Below are 4,240 nucleotides of genomic sequence, written 5' to 3' on the forward strand. Positions count from 1 at the left end.
AGTATTTTCCAATATCGATACCAATATAATTAGTGTATAATTTCATAATGCCTCGAATTTGATTGTTTAGGATTGTAAGCGGACGTACTTTAAGGAGTCCAATCAACTATTCAAACGTTTCGAGAGCAGGGCCAGAGTACCTTGATCTCCGCGGTTGCTAAACCAATCCTTCGACGGTCGCTCACGCCCGCGCTCTTTACTCTTGAAGTAAAGAGCTACTCTCTTATCCGACATTATATAAAATTTTAAACTTACAATCCTTCGCGCAAAAAGACGCGCGGGAGGGGGGAGTAAGGTTCAATCAAAGTAATGGGTAAAATCATGCCGATTTTGATGCTGTTTGCGCAGCGATAAAAAGCCTGCCGTTTTATCTGAAGCCTCTTTCAAACTCAATGTTTCATCAATCGGATTATAAAGAGAAAGAATAATCTCCTGCCACGGCTTATTCGGCTCAATGACTGCTTTCTCCGGCGGATTAGGTCGCGCAAATTGAGGATATGGGAGTCTGGCTATGCGGTGCAATCGTGCACTCACAAGAGATACGGCATTATATTTTGCTTCAAGACTATGTCCTGCAATATGAGGCGTGCATAAAGTAGCCCTGTTTATAATAGCAGCATTTATCTCAGGTTCATTACTATACACATCAGTACAATAAATCAGGCTTTGCGGCAGACGCAGCAAATCTTCTTCATTCACTATTCCCCCACGTGCGGCATTAATAATAATGCATTCCGGTTTTAATTGGGAAAGCACGTCAAAGTGAAACAAATTGAAACTGGGATAAGGTTGTGTCTGATGTAACTCTGCATGAATGCAAAGAATATCTACCTGAAACAAATCACTTAAAGCGCAACTTTTAAATTGCCGGTCACGTTCTGCTCTCGGCGGATCATAAACATGAATGTCTAAATTAAGTGCTGCCAAACGGTCATACACCTCAGTTCCCACTCGCCCCATCCCTACAATTCCAGCAGTCTTTCCCTTTATGAGTTGCTGTTGATCGAGATATGCCAGAGTTGCCAGAACATAATCACCAACTGAAGGGGCATTACATCCTTTGGCATCAATCATCTCTATGCCTTCTGATTTTAGAAAAGCTTCATCCAGATGATCAGTACCACTGCTTGCAGTGGCCACAAATTTAAGCTGATGTCCTTTCAACAAAGAACTGTCTACCTTTAATGTAGATCGGCAAAGAAGCACGTCCTGTCCTGCAAGTTTAGAGGAGATCTCCTCTGCAGAATGATAAAGGCTAAGATGAAAGGGCGCAGGAAATGCAGCGTCCAAACCGGGTAATGATGCGTCTGCTAGTATATTCATAATTGAAAAATTGAACTCAAAAAGTAAATGCCGCCATTAATTAAGGGGAGCAGTATATATCCCAATACATTGGTGAAAAGCAAAACAACCAGAATGATAAAACCAAAAGGCTCGACTCGAGAATAAGCCATTGCAGCCCTGGCCGGTAAAAGGCTGCTTATTACACGGCTGCCATCCAGCGGCGGCAGGGGGATTAAATTTAAAAAAGCCAAAACCAGATTAATAATCATTCCGGCACGGGCGGTAACGAGAAGAAACAGCGCTATTGTTGAGCTTTGAGGATGCAGCATGGTTGCGATTTTAAAGCAGGCAGCCCAGAGAAAAGCCATAAGAAAATTAGCGCCAGGGCCTGCCAATGCAACCAGAATCATGTCTCTTTTGGGATGACGCAATTGATTCCAGTTCACTGGAACCGGTTTGGCATAACCAATAACAAAATTAAAATTGGTTAACACCCCACAGAGAAGAGGTAAGGCTATGGTTCCTATAGGATCAATATGACGTACAGGATTTAAACTTAAACGCCCAAACATTTTCGCAGTAGTATCACCGCATTTATAAGCAACATACCCATGTGCAACTTCATGCAGCGTAATGGCTAACAAAACGGGAAGCGCCCAAATACAAATTTGCTGGATTAACGTAAAGTTTTGCATCAATAGTGCGGTCTCAAAAAATTGTGCCTTGATTTTAACGAATACTTAAGATGAATAACAGGCATATTATAGTTTTTATAACTTTTGGTCTTGGCGAAATCACAGTCATCTTATATGATGCATTTAAGTGATAATTTATTATGGATCAGAGGGATGACTCAGTTTGACAGAACGTTTAATTTTATGAAAAAGCCAGTTGTACTAATCAGCTACGTAATTCTGGTTGCTTTAGCTTATCTGTTTGCAGACGAATCCATCGCCACTTATTGCCACATGCTGGAACTCAGAGACAATTTAAAATTGTTGAAAATACTGACAGCCTTTGGACAATGGGTTGCCTATTTGCCTTTGTTCTTTCTTGGCGGACTTTACTTTCGTTACATTCATAAAAATAAAAAATACGAAACCATGTCCTGGTATTTGTTTGCCTGTGTTCTGGCTCCCAATATTGTAGGTTTCATTCTTAAAATTGCTGTAGGGCGCGCTCGACCCGATCTGTTATTTGAAAGCCTTTCTTTTGGTTTTTACTGGTTCCAGTTTAAAAACCTGTATTGGTCATTTCCATCAGGACATACAATAACCATTATTGCAGTCGCTTCCGGCCTGGGTGTGTTATTCCCCAAACACTTTTATTCTCTGCTTGCTTTGGCACTGTGCGTTGCCCTGTCCAGAGTATTGCTATACCACCACTATCTAAGTGACGTGATGACAGGATTTTACATCAGTATTCTTGTTGTTGGCTTCATGACGGGATTTCTCAGGCGTAAACATTATCTCGATCCGATAACCTAGTTTTAACCAGGTTATCAGTCAGATTAAAGGAGTAATTATGACTATAGAAAAGGAATTACAAGAACTGGTAAGAATATACGCCGGCAACGATAAAGAAAAAAAACTGGATAAAGATACTCTGTTACGGCTAGATAGAGATTTGACCAGATTAATAAATCAACAATTATTAGCATCCGGCCCGGACGAAGAACACATCACCAGGCATTACCGGAAACTGTCTTTAAAATTTCACCCCGACAGGCGTACAAGCTTTTCCCCTGAAATTCTCTGGATAGAACAAAAGCTTTCTGAAGGAGGAAATAACGATGCCTGTTTCAAAAGTTTAAAAGCTTCTTATGAAAAGCTGACTAATCCCAATAAATTTAAAGAGATGACTTTTGCAGACATTCGCACTAAAGAAGATTGTAAACAATGGCTGGAACATTTAAAAAATCAGGCGGGCACTTACACTTCACGCAGTCTCTATGAGAGCCTTATTGACTTGTTGGACCATTCCAGCGGATTTTTTGATGACGCAGGCCAGATAAAAACCAGAGGTATACGTGCTTTGGTCAAGTCCATGCCTATGATTTTTGCTACCTATGGTGCTTTTATTTTTGCTGAAGAGTTGTTAGCTGTGTACGGTATTTATTTTATATTATTGAAAGGTGGCCAATATCTCGAAAAAAGTACCTCTCTTGAATTAAAACAAATAGGCAGGACACTACAGGAAATCAGTAGCATTTCATCGACAGTAACTACAACCATTATGGTGCGTTTACTGGAGATGTCTTTCTGGATTTCACGCCAGGGTTTACAGATGGGTTTGCAAATTGGTTCTGCACTGTTAAGTCCAATGGTTACTGTTAATCCAGATCATTTTGAAACTCAGGCTGATCCGCAGACTACTTTATGTCGAGATTTAATTTTAGCAAGCCAAAACCAAAGCGAGGGCATACAGTTTAAAACTCCTGAACTGAAAGTTATATCTGCTCCACTTGAAGTCTATAAAGAGTTAAATTCGCAACAGTTTTTTGTAGGCTGGCGTACGGGAAATGCGAAAAGGGTAGCTGTCGATGCATTTTTATTCAAAATGAGAGTATTGGATGAAAGTCCTGAGCCCCTTGAAATTAAATTGCAAGTCGCTCAAAAAGCACTGGAAGTAATTAAAAAGGATGATGCGATCTACAACAGTGTTACTGCAAAGGCGGTAGACAGAGCGGCACAAGTGATTACTTTATTGAAGGAAAGAGAGCCCGAAGCAAGTGACAATGAGGAAGAGGAATTAAAAGAGGAACCCAATACAGAAACGCAGTTGATTCTAATTTAGCATACTTGTAGCCCGGTCTGCTTGCAGCCGGGATCGAAGTGGCACAATCCCCGGCTGCGAGCAGACCGGGCTACGGCATTGTGCTACATCTAAAATTTCCGCTTCCTGACGGTCGCGGCTCGGTTTCCGGTGCACGCTGAAGCCAATACGAACGCACGAA

4 protein-coding genes are annotated in these 4,240 nt (G+C 41.2%); 2 read left to right on the top strand and 2 right to left on the bottom strand.

Annotated elements, in window-relative coordinates; genetic code table 11:
* Window positions 1-297: 297 nt before the first annotated feature.
* Window positions 298-1,323: a 4-phosphoerythronate dehydrogenase gene (locus B094_RS0102155; protein ID WP_018576148.1), complete on the bottom strand. Its 1,026-nt coding sequence runs from the start codon at window positions 1,321-1,323 to the stop codon at window positions 298-300.
* A complete protein-coding gene (locus B094_RS0102160) occupies window positions 1,320-1,979 on the bottom strand; it encodes a site-2 protease family protein (protein WP_018576149.1) in 660 nt (219 codons plus the stop codon). The genes B094_RS0102155 and B094_RS0102160 overlap by 4 nt, the downstream gene beginning before the upstream one ends.
* A 153-nt stretch (window positions 1,980-2,132) precedes the next feature.
* On the opposite strand from B094_RS0102160, the gene B094_RS0102165 reads away from it, so the two are divergent.
* The gene (locus B094_RS0102165) at window positions 2,133-2,771 is read left to right on the top strand and encodes a phosphatase PAP2 family protein (protein ID WP_018576150.1); all 639 of its coding nucleotides are present in this window, start codon (window positions 2,133-2,135) and stop codon (window positions 2,769-2,771) included.
* Window positions 2,772-2,808: 37 nt separating this feature from the next.
* Window positions 2,809-4,080: a J domain-containing protein gene (locus tag B094_RS0102170; RefSeq protein ID WP_018576151.1), complete on the top strand. Its 1,272-nt coding sequence runs from the start codon at window positions 2,809-2,811 to the stop codon at window positions 4,078-4,080.
* The last annotated feature ends 160 nt before the right edge of the window (window positions 4,081-4,240 follow it).

Origin of the sequence: Legionella shakespearei DSM 23087 (genome assembly GCF_000373765.1) — a bacterium.
Classification (GTDB): Bacteria; Pseudomonadota; Gammaproteobacteria; order Legionellales; family Legionellaceae; genus Legionella; species Legionella shakespearei.

Excerpts from the sequence above, each read along its gene's own strand:
- B094_RS0102155 (WP_018576148.1), bottom strand. The coding sequence starts at position 1,323 with ATGAATATACTAGCAGACGCATCATTACCCGGTTTGGACGCTGCATTT.
- B094_RS0102160 (WP_018576149.1), bottom strand. The coding sequence starts at position 1,979 with ATGCAAAACTTTACGTTAATCCAGCAAATTTGTATTTGGGCGCTTCCC.
- B094_RS0102165 (WP_018576150.1), top strand. The coding sequence starts at position 2,133 with ATGACTCAGTTTGACAGAACGTTTAATTTTATGAAAAAGCCAGTTGTA.
- B094_RS0102170 (WP_018576151.1), top strand. The coding sequence starts at position 2,809 with ATGACTATAGAAAAGGAATTACAAGAACTGGTAAGAATATACGCCGGC.